We start from the raw sequence: 21,649 nt of genomic DNA, 5'->3' as shown, positions 1-21,649 counted from the left end.
TAGCAAGCAGCAATGAACAACAGAGTCGCCATTACACAAATTGGATTGTGTACCCCGTTAGGGCAAACGCCCGAGCAGGTGTTAGCCCGCTTGATTGCAGGCGATACCAGTGCCATGCAAACCAGTGATACTCTGCTATTTGGGGAGTCGACACTGGTTGCGCCCGTCGCTGAGTCGTTACCGACCATTCCTGCCGCGCTGGCGCAATTCGATTGTCGCAATAATCAGTTACTCCTTGCTGCCGCACTGCAAATTCACGATGCCGTAGAGCAAGCCAAAAGTGAGTTTGGCGCCGAGCGTATCGGCGTGGTCTTAGGCACCAGCACCTCGGGGATTTCGAAGGGCGAAGCCGCCTTGGCCTATCGCAATCAACACGGCCACTTCCCCGCCGATTACCATTATTTCCAGCAGGAACTCGGCAGCACCAGCGATTTTCTACGCCAGTTATTTGAGCTCCAAGGCCCTTGCTACACCATTTCGACCGCCTGCTCCTCTAGCGCCAAGGTATTTGCCAGCGCCAAACGCCTACTCGAGGCCAAGCTGTGCGATATGGTGATCGTCGGCGGTATCGACAGCCTGTGCCAACTGACAGTCAACGGATTTCACGCCTTAGAATCGGTTTCCAAGGGACATTGCAACCCCTTCAGCGCCAACCGCGATGGTATCAATATCGGTGAAGGCGCCGCGCTATTTACTCTGACCTTAGCGACAGACAACACAGCAAATGAAGCCTGCGTTTTGCTTGCAGGCATAGGCGAGTCGAGCGATGCGCACCATATGTCGGCGCCGCATCCCGAAGGTGCGGGGGCAATTGCCGCCATGCAGGCCGCGCTTGATGATGCACAGATTTCGGCGAAACAGATTGATTATATAAACTTACATGGCACAGCAACGCCTAAAAATGATGCGATGGAAAGCCGCGCCGTACTCTCGGTATTTGGCGACACGCCACCACCCGCAAGCTCAACCAAACCGCTGGTTGGCCATACCTTAGGTGCCGCGGGCGCGATTGAAGCCGCATTTTGCTATTTACTGCTCTCACCCCATAATCACCATCTTGCCCTGCCTCCCCATAGGTATGATGGGCAGCCAGATCCACAGGATCCCAGCATAGCCTTAGTCGCGCCCAAGCAATGCGCCGAACATGGCAAGCTTAACTATGTGATGAGCAACTCCTTCGCCTTTGGTGGCAGCAATGCCAGCCTGATTTTTTGCCGTAAAGGGGCTTAAGTTTTATGTCCAGTTCTACTGACACTGCAATGGCACCCGCCGAGCCGATGTGGCTGCAACAATTAGCCGAGCAGAATATTGCTGATTTTATTCCGCACCGCGCGCCGATGATCTTGATTGATAAGATCATTCGTCATCAGCAGGATGCGCTCGAAACCGAAGTGCAGATCAGCCCTCAGAGTGCTTATTTTGACGAGCAACGTCAGGCCGTCCCCAATTATGTGGGTATCGAATACATGGCGCAGAGCATCGCTGCCCTCGCCGGTGTAGAGGCCAAACTGCGCCACGATAAAATCCGAGTGGGTTTTTTATTGGGATCGCGTAAATTAGCCTTACACACAGCGCAGTACGAACTCAACCGCCGCTACCGTACTCAGGTTAAACGCCTCTATCAAGAAGAGTCGGGACTGGCGGTATTCGATTGCCAGATTTATCTGTTGCCCGAGGCAGGATCGGAGCAAACACCACAACTCGTGGCCGAGGCCAATGTGAACGTGTTCCAACCCCAGGACACTCAAGCGTATATCGCCTCCAGTCAGGCTTAATGTCTGGCCTAGCGCTCACAAGCGCCAAGCTTTAAACCGACGCAACGTCAGTCGCACTACAAAAGGATTTAGCCCTTTGATGCATAAACAACTCATCATCAAGCATCACGGGTGGAGAAATAAAGATGAATAACAGAGTATTAGTCACAGGTTCGAGCCGCGGTATTGGCAAAGCCATCGCCCTTAAACTGGCTGCGGCGGGCTACGATATCGCCCTGCATTATCACAGCAATCAGGCCGCAGCCGATGCCAGCGCTGCAGAACTTAGCGCCCTTGGGGTGAACGTCAGCCTATTAAAGTTTGATGTTGCCGACCGCGCCGCCGTAAAAGCCGCCATAGAAGCAGATATCGAAGCCAATGGCGCCTATTATGGCGTGATACTCAATGCGGGCATCAACCGTGACAATGCCTTCCCAGCGATGAGCGAAACTGAGTGGGACAGCGTGATCCACACTAACCTCGATGGTTTTTACAATGTGATTCATCCCTGTGTTATGCCCATGGTACAAGGCCGCAAGGGTGGCCGTATCATCACCTTAGCTTCCGTTTCAGGTATCGCGGGCAACCGTGGACAGGTCAATTACAGCGCCTCTAAGGCCGGATTGATTGGCGCCACTAAGGCGCTGTCCTTAGAGCTGGCTAAACGTAAGATCACTGTAAACTGTATAGCCCCAGGTTTAATCGAAACCGATATGGTGGCGGATATTCCTAAGGATATGGTCGAGCAGTTAGTGCCGATGCGCCGCATGGGTAAACCCAATGAAATCGCCGCCTTAGCCGCCTTTTTAATGTCGGACGATGCCGCCTATATTACGCGCCAAGTGATTTCGGTGAATGGAGGCATGATCTAAATGACGCAGCGCAATCCCCTAGGCAGACGTGTCGTCGTTACCGGTATCGGCGGTATCAGCGCCCTAGGCCATGACTGGCCAAGTATCGCAAGCAGCCTTAAGGCACAAAAAAACTGTGTCGTGACGATGGCGGAATGGGACAAATACGACGGACTAAACACTCGCCTCGCCGCCCCCATTACTGACTTTGAGGTGCCTAGCCACTATTCCCGCAAAAAGATCCGCTCCATGGGACGCGTCTCGATTATGGCGACTCGCGCCAGCGAACTTGCGCTGATAGATGCTGGACTCTTGGACGATCCTATCGTCACCTCGGGGGAAATGGGCATTGCCTATGGTTCCTCCACTGGCAGTACCGATCCGCTGGTCGCCTTTGGCGATATGCTCAAAAATGGCGATATGTCAGGCGTCACCGCCACCAGCTATATCCGCATGATGGCACACACTACTGCGGTAAACGTGGGGGTTTTCTTTGGTCTTAAGGGACGCATTCATACCACCAGCAGCGCCTGTACTTCGGGCAGCCAAGGCATAGGTTACGCCTATGAGGCCATCAAATACGGGCAACAGACCTTAATGCTCGCGGGCGGCGGTGAAGAACTCTGCCCCACCGAGGCGGTAGTATTCGACACTTTGTTTGCCACCAGCACCAAAAATGCCACGCCAGAGTTAACACCTCGCCCCTTCGATGCCAATCGCGACGGTTTAGTGATTGGCGAAGGCGCTTGTACGCTAGTGCTTGAAGAGTTAGAGCATGCCTTAGCGCGCGGCGCGAAAATTTACGCCGAGATCGTCGGTTTTGGCACTAATTCCGATGGTCAGCATGTGACTCAGCCCAATAGCGATACCATGGAAATCGCCATTCGTTTAGCCCTTAAGGATGCGGCACTTACGCCCGATGCCATTGGTTATGTGAATGCCCACGGTACAGCCACCGATCGTGGTGACGTTGCCGAAACCCATGCAACCCATGCAGTCTTCGGTGCGGATATACCGATTTCATCCCTTAAAAGCTACACAGGCCATACCTTAGGTGCCTGCGGCGCGTTAGAGGCATGGGTCAGTATCGAAATGATGAATGCGGGCTGGTTTGCCCCCACGCTTAATCTCGACAATATCGACCCAGAATGTGCCGGACTCGATTACATTCGCGGCGAGCCACGTACACTCGACACTGACTATGTGATGAGCAATAACTTCGCCTTTGGCGGCATCAACACTTCACTGATTTTTAAACGCTGGAAAACGACATAAGGACATATCAATGAAACCATTAGTAGCAAGCATTTTACTCGGCATTAGCTTACTGGGCTCACCCGTATGGGCACAGGAATATACGGTTGAAACCTATCAAGAAATTTTTAAAGGCGACAATCAATTTAAGCAAAAACAAGCCATCGAAGCCCTGACGATTGCCGGATTATCCGATCCCGCCATTTACGATGTGTTAGAGGCCAAACTGCTCGAATCCCTGCCCCTCGCCACCGAGAAAAACGCCATCGACTACAGCGCTTGGTTAGTCAAAGGCTTAGCTTACTCGGGTAATGACAAATACAGCGCGACCATCAGCAACATAGTCAATGGCAGCTACCACAAGAAACTAAAGAAATACGCATCACAAGCCCTTGAAAATCTTGCGCAATACAAAAAGTGGAACGCCATTTTAGCGGATAACAGCCAATATGTGGCCGAGCAAAGCCCTAAGAACAATGCCTTTGCCAACGCCTTGAAAAGCGATGATTTAGAGCTGATGCGCCTCGCCGCTAAACGCATAATGGACGATCAAAACTACGATGATTTTCTATTAGAGCGCCTCAGCGTTGAGCTGAAAAATCCACGCCTAATGAGCAACGACAAGTTAGCCATCGATACCTACGCTAATATGGCCAAGGCCCTCGCCGCATCGGGCAATACGCAATACCGCGAAGTGATTGAAAATATTGCCAACAACAACCCGAACAAAAAGCTGAAAAGCTACGCCGAAAGCTATCTGAAGAAGTACTACTAATCATCTTTGGATGAGCAAAAGCGCTAATAAAAAGCCGAGAATCATCTCGGCTTTTTGATCTCATTTGTAGGCAAACCATGGTACTGACTCGACGACACGCCACGGAGTGAGACCAACCATGGTACAGGCTCGACGACACGCAGCAAGTCCATCCCTGGATGCTCGACCGCCCCGTCCATGGGGCAGACGGTCGTCTCGCCAATCACCATGGTTTGCCTTTCGAGCACAGACAACATCTGAAAGCTTAAAAGACTAGAATCACATTAATAATCTGAAAGTAGAACAATCATAACTAAAGGCTAATATATTAAACGGTGTGAGGTTTATTATATTTTAATTATGAGAAATCATTAAACAGATGAAGATATTACTCAAACTCACTTCCGGTTAAAATTTTTACACTACTATTATCTTTCATCTTTCGGATTAATTTTTCAGTAGAGATTTCAAAACCAGCCTTATTAGTCCGATGCAAACAAATAAAATTTTCCAGATGCTCGCATTTCACAAAATTATCAAACCTACTTATTAAGCTGTTTAAGTTATTACGAAAACCCTGTTCAATTTGATAAAGATGACTAGGTTGATAAGCATGCTCCCTAACATAAACCATACTATTCCAAACTGAAGTGTAGTGTTCCAGAGCCTTTTGAGCATTATCTCCATTGGGATCGCCAATATAACTTATTTCAAGCTCACATCCAGACCAATTATGTTTACCAGAACGATACATAGTCGAATAATTCAACTTGAACTTTGGATAAAGTTCATAACTAAAAACACTCCCAACGAGCTCTATAAATGAAAAAGCTGTGTTTGATGGTAAATTAACTAAAGCTGCATCTAATCTAGCGCAAAGTTGTTCCATTCTTCGTAATGAAACCCGATGAAAAGCACAAAACAGTGCTACTATTTCATAAGCAACATCTTTAGTTACTGCTGGATACATTATTACAGGATCAAACTCTATTATGGAGAAGAAATCGTTTGCCTTGATAAAATCCAAATAGTTTGGCTCAGATAAAGTTAATCGCCTTTGAAAAAATCGACTTAAATATTCCTCTGAATCAAACTGTTCACCGTAAACAGCCTTAATTGAACACTCCAGCTGTTTAGTATCTGTAGACATCACGAAAACCAACTTAGGAATATCAAACAAATGCTTTATCACCTCAAGCATTTCAATAGCATATGTAGGTCTACATCGGTCTAATTCATCAATAAAAATATAAACTTTATTTTTATTAGACAGTTCACAAACTTGATCTATTAAATTAGACAACTCCGTTTTAAACTCAACGGCGAACTCTTTATGCTTGTTATGTATTGAAAATATCTCAGCCCCAAACTCGCCTAAACGATTCTTTGATACACTTTTATCATTAGCCGAATCTTTAACTGCCACACCAATTTCTTTAAGTAGATCACCAAACTCACTACCTAGAAAATGTTTACCTAAAGCAATGGTGATCACTGGTAAAAAGTTTTTTGCTAACTTCCAGCCAGCATTGAATATTTTACTTTCAGTTTCCGAGAAATCTATTATCCCACTCTGACATTTTAATTTAGTCAAGAGTTCAGCGGTGACAAGAGCAAGTGGATCGTTTAGATAATCAGATTCCCATGCGTCGATTTTGATCGCAACATATCTTTGCTCCCCAAGTTTACGACACCAATTATCGACAAAGAAGGTCTTCCCCGTACCCCACGCGCCGTTAAGATTCGCTACATATGCTTTTTCATCACTTCGAGTATCCAAGTACTTCGTAAACGCATCAGCCTGCTTCTCTCGAATTTGCCTGTAAGCACAGGTTGAAAAAGCTAGTGAAGATGTAGAGTCGTTCATGAGTTTTTATTCCATATTTTGTATACTTTGCGGCTCAATGTTACTGCCAATCAATATCTCCTAATTAGTTTCTCTTTATATGATATTTGACGCTCAAATAACACTGAAATCAAAGGAGTACACCATCCCCTCGGAGTTGCCGCAGGGCGATTAGACAAATTGCGTGAGTCTCACCATGGATGGCGAGCTAGCTTTCGCAGCTGCAGGGACGCATCCTTCGGAAGCGATAGCAAATTTGGCAATGAGCACAAGGGGCTTTCAACTCCGTTGGGGCGTCTTGGAGCATCCAAGGAGGATAGGACGAGCAGTCCTCCTTGGTCGGGTGTGGGGTGAAGCCCCACGACTTTGACTTCATCTAAAAATCCAAACTAAGTTGGGAAAGATCTAGGGGCGACTTTTCTAGCATTTACCAGATCCATGGAAAAGAAAGCAAAATAAAACAGGAAGTTATTTCTCTTGCTATAAAGACTGATACCAACCTCTTCCCTAAATGTTGGCCTACCCTTTGCTTATCCACCGCGGCGTTTTAACCCTAAAAACAACCAAACGCGATAACGCTATGATGGATAAGCGACAACACAGGGAATTTTAATCTTGAGAGCAACAATGAAAATAATACTAGATGATCTAAAAGGGCCTGAAATTGCAGCACTTTTAACTGAACACCTTGAAGATATGCGAGCAACCTCGCCGCCGGAGAGTGTGCACGCATTAGACTTGAATGGCCTGCGCCAACCCAATATTCGCTTTTGGACACTGTGGGATGGCCGAAATCTAGCGGGCTGCGGTGCACTAAAATGGTTAGATGCCGAGCACGCCGAGATCAAATCGATGCGCACCGCCGCCACCTACAAACAACAGGGGATTGCTTCTAAGGTATTGCAGCACTTGATCAATGATGCCAAAGCCGCAGGCGTGCAGCGCCTCAGTTTAGAAACGGGCTCAATGGCCTTTTTCCAACCCGCCCGTAACCTGTATGCCAAATTTGGCTTCGAGCTGTGCGGCCCCTTTGCCGATTACGTGCTCGACCCCAATAGCCTGTTTATGACAAAAAAGCTCTAGGCCTAACACACATCAATCCACTTACATGGCGAACCGCAGTCTAAACCTAACCACAGCTAAGCTTTTGCCTGTTTAGTTGTGGTTAAAGCGCGATGCTTGTGCCAGTAATGCATTAAAAATCCGAGCAATAATCCCCAGAAGGCACTGCCGATCCCCAATACACTCACGCCCGAGGCGGTGACGAGAAACGTAATCACCGCCACCTCTCGCTCGTCGTTATCCGCGAGCGCAGCGGTCAGACTGTTACCTATGGTGCCAAGCAGGGCTAATCCTGCAATCGCAAGCACCAACTCCTTCGGAAATGCGGCGAAGAGCCCCACCACAGTTGCGCCGAGTAGACCTGTTATCAAATAAAAGACTCCGCCCCACACCGCCGCCCAATAACGAGTTGCGGGGTTAGGGTCCGCCTCTTTACCCATGCAAATGGCCGCCGTAATGGCGGATAGGTTAAAGGCAAAGCCACCAAAGGGGGCAAACAGTACGCCCATCAGACCCGTCACGGTAATTAATGGCGAGATAGGCGGACGATAACCATGGCCGTGCAGCGCAGCCACTCCAGGCATATTTTGTGAGGCCATAGTCACCACAAATAAGGGCAGCGCCACACCCACTACGCTGGTGACAGAAAACGTAGGTGCTATCCATACAGGAGCCGCGAATTGCAACTCAAGCTTATCGAGTTGCAGTAGATCCAATTGATAACTCATCCCTATCCCCACGACGAGGGTGAGCAACATAATGTAGCGTGGCGCCCAGGGCTTAAGCACAACAAACACTAATAACATCAATAGGATTAAACTCAGTTGAGTCTGCATGGCTTGAAACAGCCCTAAGCCAAACTGCAATAAAATCCCCGCTAACATGGCCGAAGCGACTGACTGCGGCATGATACGAATAAGCTTATCCATCCAGCCCGCCAAGCCGCATAGAGTGATCAACAAAGAGCTAATCAGGAAGGCACCAACGGCTTCGTGGATACTCAAACCCGCAAGGCTGCTGACCATCAGAGCCGCTCCGGGGGTCGACCATGCCGTAAGCACCGGATTTTTATAGTAGAGTGACAGGCCAATACTGGTGAGTCCCATGCCAACACCTAAGGCCCACAGCCATGAACTCATCTGTGCCGATGTCGCGCCAACGGCATCTGCCGCCTGCAGGATAATCACCGCCGAACTGCTGTAGCCCACCAGCACGGCAATAAAGCCCGCCGATATTTTTGATAGTCCTAAAGCCTCGCGCCACATCATCCCTACTCCTCTGCCTACCTTTGTCTTGATCATCGAACCACTCATCGTGCGCTATAACGCACGAGATGGACAAGATAGCACTTGTGCGTTATAACGTACAAATGATTTTTTAAGCGTCAGAACCTAATGCAGACCATCAACAGTTATCTTGCCGCGACCCTAAAACAACTGCGCAGCCAAAAGGGTTGGAGCCTAGATAAAGCGGCACTCGAGACAGGCGTAAGTAAGGCCATGATAGGCCAGATTGAACGCGGCGAATCCAGCCCCACCATTGCTACCCTGTGGAAAATCGCCAGCGGTTTTAATACCTCACTCTCGACCTTTTTGGAGCCAACGCCCGAGAGCCAAGGCGCGGTCTTTCGTAACGCAGATGCATTACGCCAAAAGCCTGCAACCGATGGCATGTTAGTGGCGTCGCTATTTCCCTTTGAGCCACGCTTTGGTTTTGAGATGTTTGAACTCACTCTATTGCCGCACTATGAACGCCTTTCCGAGCCCCATGAAGCGGGCGTGACCGAGCATGTGATTGTACTGAGCGGCACCATGGAAGTGTTAGTCGATGGCCAGTGGCAGCCATTACAGCAGGGCGAGGCCGTACGCTTTGCCGCCGATAAACCCCATGGTTACCGCAACTTGAGCGATCAACCTGTGGTGTTTCATGATCTTATCCATTACTACAGGGAAGCGCCTGCCACCGAGTAACGCCAACAAGCAAAGTGCCCAACAGATTGGCGCTTGCGCCCGACAATCCATTAGAATAAACTTATTGAAAATTTTCTAATCATAGAGGGCAAAGCTATGTTTCAATCTTTACTGGCTAAATTATCTGGCAGCAGCAACGGTGAAAAATGTTGGCAATTGATTGATCAAGGTGCGCGCGTTATCGATGTGCGCTCACCGGAGGAGTTTGCCTCGGGTCATTTGCCTCAGGCCATTAACGTACCGCTGCCAACGCTCGACCAATGGTTGCATCAGGTCGAAAATAAACAGCATCCCTTTGTACTTTACTGCGGCGCAGGCATTCGTGCCCAAAAGGGCTGCGATATTTTAAGGGCCAATGGTTTTGAATGTGTGGTCAACGGTGGCTCGCTAAAAGATTTAGTGTGCTGCCAGCCAAGCTAAGGCCTAAGCTAAGCAAAACAACGATGCGTGAGGAGGTGCAGATGATAACAAAGTGCCCACGCCCACCTAGCGGCGAACAACTGCCTCAGCCCAAAGTGGTTCGCGCAACACGCTACAGCGTGAGCCGCAACCGTGGCCAAGCCAGCACTAAGGTGCGTTATATCGAAACCAGCGCTATATCCCTTGGCTGCAAGCTGTGCGAATAATCGCTTGCTGCAGAAACAAAAATGCCAGCATTTACGCTGGCATTTTTTATTATCTTTGCGATTAAACGGTTAACGCATCGAGGCTTTGTTTCGCTTCGCTGATACCTTTTTGGTTGGCTTCTGGGCCCATGTTCAGCGCTTCGCCATAAACCACTTCCACGTCGGTGATACCGATAAAGCCGAGGAAGGTTTTTAAGAAAGGCACAATGTGATCCGTTGGACCATCTTTATGAGCGCCACCACGGGTGGTGATCAACACAGCGCGTTTACCTTCTACTAAGCCTTTAGGACCGTTTTCGGTATAAGTGAAAGTCACACCGGCACGGGCCACAAAATCAATCCAGTTTTTCAGCTGGGTTGGAATGTTGAAGTTGTACATAGGCGCGGTGATCACGATAGTGTCGTTCGCTTTTAACTCTTCAACTAAGGCGTTAGACAGGTCGAGCATCTCTTGCTGACGTGCAGTTAACTCGGCGCCGCCAAGTAGGCCAGAGGCAATTTCGCCATCAACCATTGGCAACACATCTTTACCCGCTAAATCGCGAACTGTGATGGTCGCGCCTTGGTCTTCCCATTTACCGATCAGGTGGTCAACTAACAAGGCAGATTGTGAATAACCGCCAAGAATACTGGATTTTAACACTAGGACTTTAGACATAATCTGCTCCGAAAATTGAAATACTTGAGAGTCTTTCAGCTTGCTCTCGACTCTATGACGCTAGTTTATTAGCCCATAAAAAAGAAAAAAAGCGGATAAAATTTGAGATTAGCTTCGATTTTTTAGAAAGGTTTTACATTTTAGGCACACTGACATATAAGCCATCAAATTGAGCGCAGAGTTTTTCGTCACAAAAGAGTTGTACTTCCAGTTTTACTTTGGCTTTACGCCCCCGGTGCAGCGGGCTTAAATCTGTTTCAGGCCAGCGCACTTTGACCTCGGGCGCACAGGTCACGGGCGCTATGTAGCGGATATGGGCATCGGCTAACACTATGTCGCCATCCACCTGCTGAAGCTGCTGTTGCAGCCACACCATGCCCCAACCTGTGAGCGTCATAAGGGTATAAATACTGCCCGCAAACATAGTGTTATGCAGATTGATATTCGGCGCCAGTGGCGCACTCACGCGCAGTTCGCCTTCGGCGAAGGAAACTGGCGCTATCTGCATATACTCGCTAACGGGAATGGTGCTGTGCCAGGTCTGGCGCAATTGGTTCAATAATTCGTCCATGTGCATGTCCTTACTGCCGTTGGCACATTTTCCTGTGGGTTATACCTGCAAATTGAAGGTTACTGGACCATCGTTGACCAGCTCGACCTTCATGTCGGCGCCAAATTGTCCCGTTTCAGTCGTTACCCCCTGCGCACGGCAAAAGGCGACAAATTCTTCATACAGGCCAAGCGCTTGCTCGGGTGTACCCGCCCCCGAAAAGCTCGGGCGCAGGCCACGGCCAGTGTCGGCGGCCAAGGTAAATTGCGACACCACTAAAAGCGAGCCACCCGCCTGAGTTAAGTTGAGATTCATCTTGCCATTTTCATCGGAAAACACTCGATAACTCATCACCTTAGTGGCTAATTTCTCCATCTTCTCGCGGTTATCTTCCCGCTCAACCCCAAGTAAAACTAACAAACCCTTATCGATTGCACCTATGGTTTGATTGTCCACCACCACGCTGGCGCGGCTGACTCTTTGAATTAAAGCGATCACAACTTTTCCTTTAAATTAAGACTTTACAACGGGCATCAAAGGAATTGGGCGCAGATACTGCTCAATTCCCTCCGGCAAGGACTTAGCGATTTCTGCCAAGCCGCCATCGGTCCACAGCATAAAACGGCGAAGCTCCTCGATTTCGACCTTATCGGCAAAGGTCACGGTACCTTGGATTTGGATCACTGCGCCCTGCTCGCGCAATACAAATTTAGCGAAGTTTAGCTTGGCGTTTAGTTCGCCAATCACCGCGGGCAGTTCAGGGCTGGCCTGCAACTGTGGATGCACCGCATAAAAACGGTTCATCAGAATACGGTCAATCCCCGCAGCATTTATACTGGGTTCGAGCATAAAATCATTATTGCCAAATTGCACCGCAACCTTATCCGCCCCGACTTTGGTGGCTAAATAGTTGGCATTAATTAAGGCCTGATACAAAGCATCAGCGGCGGCCTCATTGGTCATTCCAGCCAACTGCACCACTTTAGGCGCCACGGGAGCACGCACCTCGGTGGATTCGACCGCAGAAGATGAGGATTGAGGTTCTGGGGTTGAGGATGAGGTGGCTGCGCAGGCCGTTAATCCTAAAATGGCGGCAATAATCATAGCTAATTTCATGCAAACTCCTGTCGCTTTATCCAAGACCACATGGCTTGAATTTCGAGTGTGACGGCAAGTGAGAGTATTTCACTATTCAACGAATGCCCGCCATCAACAATAGTGTGGATTTGTATCCTGGGGTTATCGATTTTTGCCCCAAATGCGGCTAATAAGCGTGCCGGACAGACGGCATCCTGCGTGCCTTGTAATAGCAGGGTACGCGCAGAGACTTGAGATGTCACCCGTTGTAATACACTGAACATATTGAAGTAATCATTTTGCGCATAGTGCAGCTCAATTTGAGCTAAGGCGAATAGCGGCGGCGCAAGCCGCTTAGGTAGGCCAGTTGGTACGCCCGCTAGGGTTAATTCCCATTGGATCCAACGGCGGGCAAATTCGTGGCGAGTTACCTCATCTTGGGCGTTAAATCCTAGCTGATAATGCGTAAATAAATCCGCCAATCCAATAGAAGGCGCGGCAAATTCACGGTAAGCCTGTGGATATAACTGCGCTGCGCCCGAGGGCGCATAGAGCCATTCAATGCCGGCCTTGGAGGGAATAAACATTGCCCACAGTACTTGAGCAATCACTCGATGAGGAAATAAACCACTGTAAATTAAGGCTAAGGTGGCGCCAAATGAGCCACCCGCTAGGCACCAACGCGCTATGCCTAAGTGAATCCGAATCGCCTCAATATCGCAGATAAGCCCATTTAAATGGTTATGTTCCAACTCGCCAGCGGGCAGCGATTGTCCCGCACCTCGTTGATCTAGCAGTAAAATCCAATAATGCTCGGGGTTAAATAAACTGAGCTCACTCACACTAGCGCCTGCACCAGGACCACCATGCAGATAAAGCAGCGGGATACCCTGCGGATTACCATATTGAGCGAGATGCAACTGCTGCCCATTGCCCATCATCAGCCAATCACGGCGGATAAAAGCAGCAAGCGGATGGGCATCAGTGATCATAGGTGGGATAAGGCTCGCTGAATGTATTGGTGAATGATAACTTAGCTACGGCTTATCCAGTGTAGTCGATGAAGGCGCGTTTGCCGCAAGTTCACCTGTCGTCTCAAGCACTTGGCTTGATTGGGCGGATGGGGTTTCTAGCTGCGCGGCGGGTGTATCCTGCGCCGCTAAAGGTTGACCCTCGAGGTTAGTTTCGTTGATATCGCTGCTGGACTCATAGTCCAAATACTCGGGCATGGCGGCGGTAATTTCGGCGCCCAGTAGCACGATCATCCAAGATAAATATACCCAAACAAATAGAATAGGAATGGTCGCCAGCGCACCATAAATGGCTTCATAACTTGGAAATTTCGTCACATACAAGGCAAAACCTTTTTTCCCCAACTCGAATAGCAAGGCAGCCACCACAGCACCGAGTAGTGCGTGCCAAAACTTCACCTTTTGATTCGGTACCACCATATAGAGCAGTAAAAACGCGGCCACCGAAAATAACATCGGCAAACGTTCGATAAACAGCGGCATTACGCCAGATAAGGTGTCGCCCTCAAACAGCTTTAACGACACCACGTAGGAAGTCGCCACTAGGCTCGCCCCCACCAGCACAGGGCCTAAGGTAATCACCATCCAATACATGGAAAAGGCCACGACCACAGAACGTTTTTCCTTAGTGCGCCAAATATTATTCAGTGACTTATCTATGGCGGAGATCAGCATAATCGCCACCACCACTAAGGCCGCAATCCCCACCGCAGTGCCTTTAGAGGCATTACCCACAAATTCATTGATATAGACTTGTACCGTATCGCCCGCTGCGGGTAAAAAATTCTCGTAAACGAAGGCTTCAATTTGGCCGCGGATCCCCTTAAACACAGGAAACGCCGACAACATAGACATAGTCACCGCCACCATAGGAACGAGCGATAATAGGGTGACATAGGCCAAGTGGCCCGCACGAATATTGATTTGATCTTCTACTAGGCGCTGGCGTAAATGCAGCAGGAAGTGCCAAATCCCAAGGAGTAAGACTCGAATTTGTGCCAGATCTATCTTCTTAGTCACGGGTTTCTCTTGATTCTGTTGGTATAGACTCGTTATCTTCGTACAATAAACACTTAATTTACAAGTCTAAGGAGTGAATTGATGTCACAACAAGGATCCACTGGCAATGTTATCGCTGCAATCGCTAGTCTGTTTTTCCCCGGCCTAGGCCAACTGCTACAAGGGCGAATTTTGGCAGCATTGCTATTCTTCGTGGTCACTGTAGTCGGCTACGCCCTTTGGTGGTTAATTGTGCCCGCGGTAATTGGTGCTATCTTTCACCTCTGGAGCATTATCGATGCGGCACGTTTTAAGGCCGACTAACTTCATCTGACTCAGTGACGGAATACCCAATGAAAAGATTGATCACCTCAAGCCTGATGGCGGCAACGCTATTGCTGACGGGCTGCCAGAGTGCCTATTACGGCGCCATGGAAAAAGTGGGCTACCACAAGCGCGACATCATGGTCGACAGAGTGAAGGCCGCAAAAGAATCCCAAGAGGATGCCCAAAAAGACTTCAGTTCAGCACTCGAGGAGATGCAAGCCCTGCTCAACCACGATGGTGGCAACCTCGAAAAGGCCTACAACAAGGCCAAAGATGAATACGAGTCAGCCCAAAGTGCCGCCGATGACGTGAGTAATCGCATCAATAAAGTCGAAGATGTCGCCGAGGCGCTATTCGATGAATGGCAAGCCGAAATCGGCGAGATCAGCAAAGCCAGCCTACGCCGCAACAGTGAAACCAAGCTCAAGGAAACCCGCCGTTCCTACGAGCAACTGATGAAAACCATGCGTCGCGCCGAATCTAAAATGCCGCCCATTCTCACCGCCATGAAAGACAATATGCTGTATTTAAAGCATAACTTAAATGCCCAAGCGATAGGCGCGATTAAAGGGGAATTTGCGAGCCTACAGACGGATATCTCTGGGCTTATCAAAGAGATGAACAAGTCGATCAACGAGTCGACCAAGTTTATCGAGGCCCTAGAGAGCTCAAAGGGTTAACAAAGCCTGTAAATAGGTAAACTCGATGTTGAGTTTAAGTTTGTGCTTTGCGGAAATATTAAGCGGGTCAATTTGCTATAACTGTTTGAAATGATACATCTCAACTTATCACCTATAGTAAATTTGTTTTTATTATCAAACAGTTAAAAAATACACCTTATAAATCAGAGCATAAGAATTTAGCTATATTTCTCGTCATAACAGACTAAAAACAATAATGTATGAGATTGCTCGTCTTTAAACGGGAACAGTTAGAATTCAAATCTAATAGCTTGTACAGGCTAATAAACACCAAAAAATCGAACATAACAGATTAGAAATAACAATACTAATGCAGATATAAGATTAAAAAGCGATACATCTTGGGCGCAAAAATGCTACCGGGTGGTGTATTTTGAAGTCAAAACCGTCTTCCTGTATGCTGTGTTTAAATTAATTTGTTAATGCAGGGTAACACGATTGGATACTTGTTTTGAGCGCCCCATAATTATCTTGTCGGCTCCACGCTCTGGCAGCACCTTGCTCTTTGAGGTCCTGTCACAAAACACCTCTTTATGTACAATCGGTGGTGAAAGCCATGCCGTCATTGAAACTATCCCTGAACTAAATGTAGCAATACGAGGATTCCGTTCGAATGCGCTTACTAAAGAGGATGCCACACCTGATATCATTCATCTATTGAGAAAGGGATTTGCTTCAAAATTGCGTAAAGCCGATGGTACTCAGGTTTCTTTGCCCCATCATTCACCTATACGATTTTTAGAAAAAACTCCTAAAAATAGTTTACGTGTCGACTTTCTCAACAGTGTATTTCCTGATGCATTATTTATTTATTTAGTCAGAGATCCTAAGGAAAATATCAGCAGCATTATGGAAGCATGGCGGTCCAATCGATTTGTCACGTATCCGCAATTGCCAGGATTTGGGGATTGGTCTTTATTACTTCCAGATAATTGGGCACGACAAAGAGGTAACACACTGCAGGAAATCGCTGCTTTTCAATGGCAGCAGGCAAACGATGCGATCATGAGCAGCTTATTAAAACTACCTAAGTCTCGTTGGCATATACTCACTTACCGTGATTTAGTGGCAACACCTAGCAAGCAACTCGCAGCTCTTTGTCAATTTTGCGATATCCCTTTTGATAACTTATTCCAGCAGATTTGTGATACTCATTTACCCTATTCTCGATATACAGTTTCTCCTCCAGCTCCCAATAAATGGCAGAGTAATGCGGCAGCAATACAACAGGTTTTTCCTAAAATTGAATCGACACTAGACCTTATAAATAAGTTATTAATCGAACAATCCATTGAACCGTTGTCTAAAGTAAGGGTTATCCTAAAAACAAATCAAGATAGTGTTACTCAGAAAGATTTGTATAAAGGCATGAGTCGAAACTCACTTTGCCCATGCAAGTCAGGAAAACGTTATAAGTATTGCCATGGCGCATTAATTTAGCCCGTCAGATGAAGAGTTAACAATAATGAAACTTAAGCGTGAATTTTATCAACTCCCATTACAATTTGATTTAGAAAAAATGCAGCAAGAGATCGCACAATTTGCTGATTCTGAATGGGTGCCACATCATGAAAATTTTAAAGGAAACTCAGCTTTACCTTTAATATCTGTCAATGGTGAATTTAATAATGACTTTAAGGGTATTATGCTGCCAACTTCGGCATTACTCAGATGTGAATATCTGCAACAAGTAATCGCTTCATTTGGCGAGGTGGTTGGCCGAACTCGATTGATGAAACTTGATGCTGGATGCGAAGTCCCATTACATTCAGATATCAATTATCACTGGTATAAACGTGTCAGAGTACATATTCCCATAACTACCACCGACACTGTTATTTTCCAGTGTGCTAACAAACGTATACATATGGCTGCTGGTGATTGCTGGATTTTTGACTCATGGGAATTCCACAAAGTTGAAAATAACAGTAACCAATCCCGTGTCCATTTAGTGATTGATTTTGCTGGTTCAAGCCATTTTTGGGATATGATCGAAAATATCCACGAAGATGGTTCGACATCTCGTAAATTCCTTAATTATCAGCCTAAAAAACGGATTGAACTTCGTACAGAAAAAAATAATTACCAAATAATAATGTCACCTGGTGAAGTTGAATTATTAGTGAATGATTTAATAACCGAGGTACAGTCTTACAGCCAAAGTTCTGAATCAACAAAAGCACAATTTGCTAAACTATTAAAGAATTTTGTATCTGATTGGCGTGAGTTATGGTTTTTATATGGTGAAGATAAAACTGGCTGGCCTTTATTTCATCGATTACGAAATGAAGTGCTGAAACAAGCAAGCCAGTTTGATAAAAATATTTTTATCAAAAATGGTACTTCCGCTGTAAAAATTTTAGCACAGCTGATAATAGGTCCATCAATGAATGTAGAATTAGCACTGCCAACCACTAACGTTATTAAGTCCATAAATAAAAATGAATCGAAAAAAAATAGGATTAACTCGAAATAGTACATGCCATTGTGGCTCTGGTGAAAAATATAAAAATTGCCATGGAAAGATAAGTTAATCTTACATCAATAAAATACTGACTACTTAGTAATGCTGCCTCTCTAAGAGGGCAGCATTTTTCAAAAAATTGAAATACTTTTAGTTCAATGCTTCGTGAATATCACCATACCACCCAAAAAAAATAATCGATTGAATTATATTAATTTAATGATTTGAGGAGCCATTTAACACTTTATACGTTTGCAAATAGGTAAAATTTCGCTGGTGATTAAATATTACAGTGTCGGCACGAATTTTCAAATCACACCATAAACAACAAGTAGAGCTAATCCACCCCAAGAAGATGAACAAGCTCTCCGAGACAATCCATAACTCTATTCTAAATAATAGCTATCTGGACCGTTTTGGGTTAAATTTTTGCACTTAACAAACATTTTTTAACTTTAGCATTGATCTCCTCAAAATCGAGATAGTCTTGTGCCATAAATGGCTGATATTTTTCGCATTGCCCTATAGCCTTAGTGTTCATGGGCTGTCTAACTTGACTTGCACTAGGTGTCAAAACAGGTCGCGTAGACTGATAAAAATTTAGACAATCAACTTCAAATTCTACACCACAGTATGCAAGCAACTTAGGAATTTGATCGTCAGGCTGAGTAACTAGTCTTTCGAAGCAGAGATGATATATTTCTTGCGGAAATAGACGATCCCAATGCTTCATCAGCTCGAGATAATTTTCCCAATACACTTTGATATTATCTAATGAGTAGGAATAATTGTGCCCAACACTGAAGTATTGTTTAAATACACTGAGGGCATTATCCGTCGTATGCCGAATGACATTTATAATTTTTGCCTGAGGGAAAAGTGTTTTGATCAAACCGATATGAAGGAAATTATTGGGATTTTTATCAATGAAATAATAAGGAACCTCTGTAAAATACTGAGCAGATTCTTGTAAATATTGCTGTTGATACTGATTTATTTGCTGTTGATTAAAATTTTCCAGTTGTTTAGCGTAGCCACCTGCTTGTTCAAGGGTTAATGCTATTCTCTCTATATAAGGTAGCTCATCGGTTGCACCAATTAAACTATGGCTCGCAAGAATCTGTTCGACTAATGTTGTCCCTGAACGGGGCATACCAACAATGAAAATGGGGATAGAGCCCCCATCAACTGCCATACGTGGAGTCAAGTTTGTATGGAGTAGAGATTGTACAGTGTTAACAAATAAGGCTTTTTTAAATGGTTTTAGTGGCACCAAGAGATTGTTAGCCCTAACCATAGCATCAAATGCTAGCTTATTATCACCTGACTGTTCATAGATCCGATTCAGTGTATATAATAATAATGCAAGGCTTGCATCTGACTGCGATGGAGTATTTATGGCAGTAATGACTTCTATTTTATCCATTTCTGAAAACGTATAATTTTTTAAATCTGCTAACCCCCAAAATCCGGCAGCTTTCTTTTCTGGTTTTTCTGCAATAAATTCATGGTAATAAAATGCAGCAAGTTGTGTATTACCTGTCGCTTTGTAAATATGGCCTAAATTCAATTTTACAGCGCCATTATCATAATTATTTTTAACACAATAGTTTAATTCTTCGGTTGCCAAGACCATGTTTCCAGTTTGTAGTGCCGCTATACCGAGTTTAAAGTGTAGCTCGAGATCGTCTGGAGTGATTTTGATAAGGCAATTGATAATATCAATTTGTTCAAAATAGCGTTGCCGAACTTCTAACAAATGTAATTTACTTCTAAGTGCACTCACCGAACTGGGATCCAGTATTAAAATAGTGTCGAATTTAATTTCAGCATCCTTGAAATCATTCGCTTCAAGCGCAAGTTGCGCCAAAATTAATAATGCATCTAGATTTTGAGGTTGAAGGCGAATCACTTTTCGCGCATACCTGCTCGCAGATGAAAATTGTCGTGCAGCGAAACAAGCCTTGGCATCTTTTAAATATTGTTCTTCTTGGCTCAAGTGACCCCCCCCTTGTCTTGTTAAAAAATGTTTACCATTAAGAGATTTCAATGTTAATGCTGACAGTATAAACAAGTTTACCTTTAGCCTAAAGCTTTCACGGACTTAAAATTTATGCCGCAGATTTCACGGAAAGCTCAATAAGGGGGGACTCACCATAGACTGGGATATCACCTCTAGTTTATTAGTTTTACAGACAAGAGGTTGTTGCTGTATAAATAACACTCAAAAATATATCGATAGCCAAAAAGCGAGTTCCATTTAACAGGTCTATGATAAAGCGACTAGTTTCACCCTCCCTGCATTCTCTGTTTCTTTTGTGCAAGGCTAAGATATTTGGCTTTGTGAGCTAAGGCGCGCTTTGGTTTCTCAATCGTATAATTATTGGATCTACCGCACAAATTCACTTTTAGCTCAAAAACTTATCCCGTCAGTTCGACTCAGACTGAATACGTGTATTCTATTTGCAGTATTAACATGACTTTTATTGAATCTCTTACCCTGATGTTGGCCCTGATGTATATCGCATCCCTAAGCTATTGGAGCGGTAAAAAATGGGGAGCAGTGGCCACCTTACTCCTGAGTGTTGGCGCCGTGGCGATTAGCCTCTACTGGCCTTTGGCGCTCGCCCTAGCCATTGCCTTGCCGCTGTGCCTGATTGCCAACAAGTTTGTCCCTGAGGAATTAAAGGGCGAGATAAAAATCAACACCCTACGTGAAGGCTGCCAACATCTGCTCGCGCTCTCACTGTTTATCGTCGCTATCCAATACTGCATCAATGCTATCCAGCTTAAACAAGGCATAGTGCCTTGGTTGATGCGCCCCGATGTCGTCGATGCCTTCTTACCTATCGCGGGTGGCATTGAGCTAAAAGCCATAGTGACGCTCAACCTGTGGGACCAAACCCATCCCGCCGCAGCCGTCATGCTCGCCGCCGTGCTACTCACGGGCCTACTCTGCAAACGCGCCTTTTGTGGCTGGGCCTGCCCATTAGGGCTTGCAGGCGAATATCTCTACGCCTTACGCAAGGGCTTTATCAAGGCCGAACTGGCGCCGCCCGCATGGTTGGACTGGCCACTGCGGATGCTGAAATACTTATTGCTGCTGGGGCTGTTTTACATCGTTATCGGTATGCCTAGCGAATCGATTCCCTATTATCTACAGGGCAACTACCACAAGATTGCCGACCTTAAGATGGCGCTGTTTTTTGTCACGCCAGGCCTCATCACCTTAGCCTGCTTTGCGCTTATCCTCGCCTTAGCGGCGTGGCGTCGCCAAGGATTTTGCCGCTACTTGTGTCCCTATGGCGCCATGCTTGGGATCTTAAGTTTTGCCAGCCCGCTCAAGATCCGCCGCAATACTCAACATTGCCTGATCGAAGCTAAAGGCATGAAATGCGACAAATGTACCCGCGCCTGCCCAGCCAACATCATAGTGCACACCAAAACCACGGTTCGCAGCGACGAGTGCCAAGCCTGTATGCGCTGCGTCGCCGCCTGTCCTAAATCGGCGGCACTCGGTTTTAGCCTAAAATCTGGCCACAGCGTTAGCCATAAGGGCTTGTTAGTCTTGTTATTATTGGCGCTCTTTGCCCTGCCACTCGGCGCCTATTTAGCCGGATTCTGGCACAGCCAAACACCGGACAGTATCCGCATGGAGCTTATCCAAGTGATTGACCGAGTGGGCCATTAACTCTCTGATTTATTGCTAAGTAGACATAAAAAAG

General features: G+C 46.4%; 24 protein-coding genes. 15 read left to right on the top strand and 9 right to left on the bottom strand.

Going from position 1 to position 21,649, the window contains the following annotated elements:
* The first annotated feature begins 12 nt into the window (after positions 1-12).
* The 5 genes from N7386_RS01730 to N7386_RS01710 all read left to right on the top strand — a co-directional run bounded on the left by N7386_RS01730 (position 13) and on the right by N7386_RS01710 (position 4,634).
* Positions 13-1,230 carry a beta-ketoacyl-[acyl-carrier-protein] synthase family protein gene (locus N7386_RS01730; protein WP_279766855.1) on the top strand — a complete coding sequence of 406 codons (1,218 nt, stop codon included), beginning with the start codon at positions 13-15 and terminating at the stop codon, positions 1,228-1,230.
* Between the two features lie 5 nt (positions 1,231-1,235).
* Complete coding sequence (locus N7386_RS01725; RefSeq protein WP_279766854.1) at positions 1,236-1,775, top strand: hotdog family protein; 540 nt, start codon at positions 1,236-1,238, stop codon at positions 1,773-1,775.
* 125 nt (positions 1,776-1,900) lie between these two features.
* Entirely contained in the window at positions 1,901-2,626 is a 726-nt protein-coding gene (locus N7386_RS01720; RefSeq protein WP_011627449.1) for a 3-ketoacyl-ACP reductase FabG2, read from the top strand.
* A complete protein-coding gene (locus N7386_RS01715) occupies positions 2,627-3,880 on the top strand; it encodes a beta-ketoacyl-ACP synthase (protein WP_279766853.1) in 1,254 nt (417 codons plus the stop codon).
* A 10-nt stretch (positions 3,881-3,890) separates the two neighbouring features.
* The gene (locus tag N7386_RS01710; RefSeq protein ID WP_011715556.1) at positions 3,891-4,634 is read left to right on the top strand and encodes a hypothetical protein; all 744 of its coding nucleotides are present in this window, start codon (positions 3,891-3,893) and stop codon (positions 4,632-4,634) included.
* A 367-nt stretch (positions 4,635-5,001) separates the two neighbouring features.
* On the opposite strand, the gene N7386_RS01705 is transcribed toward N7386_RS01710, so the two are convergent.
* On the bottom strand, positions 5,002-6,480 hold the full coding sequence (locus N7386_RS01705; RefSeq protein ID WP_279766852.1) for a P-loop NTPase fold protein: 1,479 nt from the start codon (positions 6,478-6,480) through the stop codon (positions 5,002-5,004).
* A 606-nt stretch (positions 6,481-7,086) separates the two neighbouring features.
* Here N7386_RS01705 and N7386_RS01700 point away from each other — a divergent pair.
* Entirely contained in the window at positions 7,087-7,542 is a 456-nt protein-coding gene (locus N7386_RS01700; RefSeq protein WP_279766851.1) for a GNAT family N-acetyltransferase, read from the top strand.
* A gap of 56 nt (positions 7,543-7,598) precedes the next feature.
* On the opposite strand, the gene N7386_RS01695 is transcribed toward N7386_RS01700, so the two are convergent.
* Positions 7,599-8,786, bottom strand: coding sequence for a benzoate/H(+) symporter BenE family transporter (locus tag N7386_RS01695; RefSeq protein WP_279770943.1), 1,188 nt, complete (start codon positions 8,784-8,786; stop codon positions 7,599-7,601).
* A gap of 129 nt (positions 8,787-8,915) precedes the next feature.
* Here N7386_RS01695 and N7386_RS01690 point away from each other — a divergent pair, with 129 nt between their 5' ends.
* The 3 genes from N7386_RS01690 to N7386_RS01680 all read left to right on the top strand — a co-directional run bounded on the left by N7386_RS01690 (position 8,916) and on the right by N7386_RS01680 (position 10,117).
* A complete protein-coding gene (locus N7386_RS01690) occupies positions 8,916-9,491 on the top strand; it encodes an XRE family transcriptional regulator (RefSeq protein WP_279766850.1) in 576 nt (191 codons plus the stop codon).
* 96 nt (positions 9,492-9,587) lie between these two features.
* Entirely contained in the window at positions 9,588-9,911 is a 324-nt protein-coding gene (locus N7386_RS01685) for a rhodanese-like domain-containing protein (protein ID WP_011627458.1), read from the top strand.
* A 23-nt stretch (positions 9,912-9,934) separates the two neighbouring features.
* Positions 9,935-10,117 carry a hypothetical protein gene (locus N7386_RS01680; RefSeq protein WP_086903220.1) on the top strand — a complete coding sequence of 61 codons (183 nt, stop codon included), beginning with the start codon at positions 9,935-9,937 and terminating at the stop codon, positions 10,115-10,117.
* Positions 10,118-10,178: 61 nt separating this feature from the next.
* Here N7386_RS01680 and azoR read toward each other — a convergent pair whose 3' ends face one another.
* From azoR to N7386_RS01650, 6 genes are all read right to left on the bottom strand, one after another.
* Positions 10,179-10,775 carry an FMN-dependent NADH-azoreductase gene (gene azoR, locus N7386_RS01675; protein ID WP_279766848.1) on the bottom strand — a complete coding sequence of 199 codons (597 nt, stop codon included), beginning with the start codon at positions 10,773-10,775 and terminating at the stop codon, positions 10,179-10,181.
* Between the two features lie 133 nt (positions 10,776-10,908).
* Positions 10,909-11,346 carry a thioesterase domain-containing protein gene (locus N7386_RS01670; protein WP_086903221.1) on the bottom strand — a complete coding sequence of 146 codons (438 nt, stop codon included), beginning with the start codon at positions 11,344-11,346 and terminating at the stop codon, positions 10,909-10,911.
* Positions 11,347-11,385: 39 nt separating this feature from the next.
* On the bottom strand, positions 11,386-11,823 hold the full coding sequence (gene dtd / locus N7386_RS01665) for a D-aminoacyl-tRNA deacylase (RefSeq protein ID WP_011621125.1): 438 nt from the start codon (positions 11,821-11,823) through the stop codon (positions 11,386-11,388).
* Positions 11,824-11,838: 15 nt separating this feature from the next.
* The gene (locus tag N7386_RS01660; RefSeq protein ID WP_218678223.1) at positions 11,839-12,441 is read right to left on the bottom strand and encodes a hypothetical protein; all 603 of its coding nucleotides are present in this window, start codon (positions 12,439-12,441) and stop codon (positions 11,839-11,841) included.
* Entirely contained in the window at positions 12,438-13,394 is a 957-nt protein-coding gene (locus tag N7386_RS01655) for an alpha/beta fold hydrolase (protein ID WP_279766847.1), read from the bottom strand. Before N7386_RS01655 ends, N7386_RS01660 begins: the two co-directional genes overlap by 4 nt.
* 45 nt (positions 13,395-13,439) lie before the next feature.
* Positions 13,440-14,453 carry a virulence factor BrkB family protein gene (locus N7386_RS01650; protein ID WP_279766846.1) on the bottom strand — a complete coding sequence of 338 codons (1,014 nt, stop codon included), beginning with the start codon at positions 14,451-14,453 and terminating at the stop codon, positions 13,440-13,442.
* An 81-nt stretch (positions 14,454-14,534) separates the two neighbouring features.
* On the opposite strand from N7386_RS01650, the gene N7386_RS01645 reads away from it, so the two are divergent.
* From N7386_RS01645 to N7386_RS23495, 5 genes are all read left to right on the top strand, one after another.
* Entirely contained in the window at positions 14,535-14,756 is a 222-nt protein-coding gene (locus N7386_RS01645; RefSeq protein ID WP_037423215.1) for a hypothetical protein, read from the top strand.
* A gap of 29 nt (positions 14,757-14,785) precedes the next feature.
* Entirely contained in the window at positions 14,786-15,439 is a 654-nt protein-coding gene (locus N7386_RS01640) for a DUF2959 domain-containing protein (RefSeq protein ID WP_279766845.1), read from the top strand.
* A 459-nt stretch (positions 15,440-15,898) separates the two neighbouring features.
* Positions 15,899-16,900, top strand: a complete 1,002-nt coding sequence (locus N7386_RS01635; protein ID WP_086903226.1) for a sulfotransferase — start codon at positions 15,899-15,901, stop codon at positions 16,898-16,900.
* A 25-nt stretch (positions 16,901-16,925) separates the two neighbouring features.
* The gene (locus tag N7386_RS01630; RefSeq protein ID WP_279766844.1) at positions 16,926-17,936 is read left to right on the top strand and encodes an aspartyl/asparaginyl beta-hydroxylase domain-containing protein; all 1,011 of its coding nucleotides are present in this window, start codon (positions 16,926-16,928) and stop codon (positions 17,934-17,936) included.
* Positions 17,902-17,994 (top strand): SEC-C metal-binding domain-containing protein, encoded by a 93-nt coding sequence (locus tag N7386_RS23495; protein WP_347815248.1) that lies wholly within the window; start codon positions 17,902-17,904, stop codon positions 17,992-17,994. The genes N7386_RS01630 and N7386_RS23495 overlap by 35 nt, the downstream gene beginning before the upstream one ends.
* 351 nt (positions 17,995-18,345) lie before the next feature.
* Here N7386_RS23495 and N7386_RS01625 read toward each other — a convergent pair whose 3' ends face one another.
* A complete protein-coding gene (locus N7386_RS01625; protein ID WP_086903228.1) occupies positions 18,346-19,923 on the bottom strand; it encodes a sulfotransferase in 1,578 nt (525 codons plus the stop codon).
* Positions 19,924-20,400: 477 nt separating this feature from the next.
* Between N7386_RS01625 and N7386_RS01620 the strand changes: the two genes are divergently transcribed.
* Complete coding sequence (locus N7386_RS01620; protein ID WP_279766843.1) at positions 20,401-21,615, top strand: 4Fe-4S binding protein; 1,215 nt, start codon at positions 20,401-20,403, stop codon at positions 21,613-21,615.
* Positions 21,616-21,649: the final 34 nt, after the last annotated feature.

It is taken from the genome of Shewanella sp. GD04112 (assembly GCF_029835735.1).
In the GTDB taxonomy this organism is placed as follows: domain Bacteria; phylum Pseudomonadota; class Gammaproteobacteria; order Enterobacterales; family Shewanellaceae; genus Shewanella.
This window is presented reverse-complemented; position numbering and strand designations above follow the sequence as displayed.

Coding starts and splice junctions, on each gene's coding strand:
- N7386_RS01645 (WP_037423215.1), top strand. CDS start 14,535: ATGTCACAACAAGGATCCACTGGCAATGTTATCGCTGCAATCGCTAGT.
- N7386_RS01700 (WP_279766851.1), top strand. CDS start 7,087: ATGAAAATAATACTAGATGATCTAAAAGGGCCTGAAATTGCAGCACTT.
- N7386_RS23495 (WP_347815248.1), top strand. CDS start 17,902: ATGAATCGAAAAAAAATAGGATTAACTCGAAATAGTACATGCCATTGT.
- N7386_RS01720 (WP_011627449.1), top strand. CDS start 1,901: ATGAATAACAGAGTATTAGTCACAGGTTCGAGCCGCGGTATTGGCAAA.
- N7386_RS01680 (WP_086903220.1), top strand. CDS start 9,935: ATGCGTGAGGAGGTGCAGATGATAACAAAGTGCCCACGCCCACCTAGC.
- N7386_RS01620 (WP_279766843.1), top strand. CDS start 20,401: ATGACTTTTATTGAATCTCTTACCCTGATGTTGGCCCTGATGTATATC.
- N7386_RS01705 (WP_279766852.1), bottom strand. CDS start 6,480: ATGAACGACTCTACATCTTCACTAGCTTTTTCAACCTGTGCTTACAGG.
- N7386_RS01660 (WP_218678223.1), bottom strand. CDS start 12,441: ATGAAATTAGCTATGATTATTGCCGCCATTTTAGGATTAACGGCCTGC.
- N7386_RS01725 (WP_279766854.1), top strand. CDS start 1,236: ATGTCCAGTTCTACTGACACTGCAATGGCACCCGCCGAGCCGATGTGG.
- N7386_RS01670 (WP_086903221.1), bottom strand. CDS start 11,346: ATGGACGAATTATTGAACCAATTGCGCCAGACCTGGCACAGCACCATT.
- N7386_RS01690 (WP_279766850.1), top strand. CDS start 8,916: ATGCAGACCATCAACAGTTATCTTGCCGCGACCCTAAAACAACTGCGC.
- N7386_RS01730 (WP_279766855.1), top strand. CDS start 13: ATGAACAACAGAGTCGCCATTACACAAATTGGATTGTGTACCCCGTTA.
- N7386_RS01655 (WP_279766847.1), bottom strand. CDS start 13,394: ATGATCACTGATGCCCATCCGCTTGCTGCTTTTATCCGCCGTGATTGG.
- azoR (WP_279766848.1), bottom strand. CDS start 10,775: ATGTCTAAAGTCCTAGTGTTAAAATCCAGTATTCTTGGCGGTTATTCA.
- N7386_RS01715 (WP_279766853.1), top strand. CDS start 2,627: ATGACGCAGCGCAATCCCCTAGGCAGACGTGTCGTCGTTACCGGTATC.
- N7386_RS01685 (WP_011627458.1), top strand. CDS start 9,588: ATGTTTCAATCTTTACTGGCTAAATTATCTGGCAGCAGCAACGGTGAA.
- N7386_RS01695 (WP_279770943.1), bottom strand. CDS start 8,786: ATGTGGCGCGAGGCTTTAGGACTATCAAAAATATCGGCGGGCTTTATT.
- N7386_RS01640 (WP_279766845.1), top strand. CDS start 14,786: ATGAAAAGATTGATCACCTCAAGCCTGATGGCGGCAACGCTATTGCTG.
- N7386_RS01630 (WP_279766844.1), top strand. CDS start 16,926: ATGAAACTTAAGCGTGAATTTTATCAACTCCCATTACAATTTGATTTA.
- N7386_RS01710 (WP_011715556.1), top strand. CDS start 3,891: ATGAAACCATTAGTAGCAAGCATTTTACTCGGCATTAGCTTACTGGGC.